This window comes from Ideonella sp. P3_A4 (genome assembly GCF_056403075.1).
On record NZ_JBFUGE010001221.1, the window covers coordinates 1 to 853 of the forward strand.

The window sequence follows — 853 nt, forward strand, 5'->3', positions numbered from 1 at the left end:
CTGCCGACGACAGCCAGCGTCGGCATCAGCATCTTTCCAGACGACGGGCAAGATGTCGAAACCCTGCTGATGAACGCCGATGCGGCGATGTATCGGGCCAAGGAGAAGGGGCCCGGCAACCATTATTTCTACTCCGTTCAGATGAATGCGCAGAGCCAGCAGCGGCTGGCGCTGGAGAGTTGCCTGCCCCGTGCGCTGGAGCGAGACGAGCTGTTCCTCGTCTACCAGCCGAAGCTGAATCTCTCCACGGGCCGGGTCACCGGCGTGGAGGCACTGATGCGCTGGCGTCATCCTTCGTTGGGCGTGGTCTCCCCGCTGCAGTTCATCCCTATCGCGGAAGACATCGGGCTGATCGACAGCTTTGGCCGCTGGGCACTGCAAGTGGCTTGCCAAGACGCGAAAGTTTGGCAAGACCAGGGCCACGCTGTACAGGTCAGCGTCAACCTTGCGGCGCGGCAGCTGGACCGCCCTCGGCTGGCCGAGGAAGTGGCGGCGGTCATTGCAGACGCAGGCCTCGAACCGGAGCAGTTCGAATTCGAGATCACCGAGAGCGGCGTGATGCGCAACCCGACCCAAGCCGCACTGCGGCTGCGCGAGTTGCGCGATCTGGGCGTGTCCCTGGCCATCGACGATTTCGGCACCGGGTATTCGTCCTTGTCGTATCTGCGAACCTTCCCATTGGGCACACTGAAGATCGACCGGTCTTTCATCAAGGATCTGCCTGAAGATGAGGACGCCGCCAACCTGACGGCCGGGATCATCGCGCTGGCCCATCGCTTGCGCATGAAGGTGGTGGCCGAGGGGGTCGAGACGCTCGGGCAAATGGGCTACCTGCGTGCCCAAGGTTGCGACG

1 protein-coding gene is annotated in these 853 nt (G+C 63.2%); it reads left to right on the forward strand.

The window, feature by feature from the left end:
- Nucleotides 1–853: putative bifunctional diguanylate cyclase/phosphodiesterase (locus AC1DYI_RS37145; protein ID WP_477209071.1), on the forward strand; the 853-nt coding region annotated here is incomplete at both ends.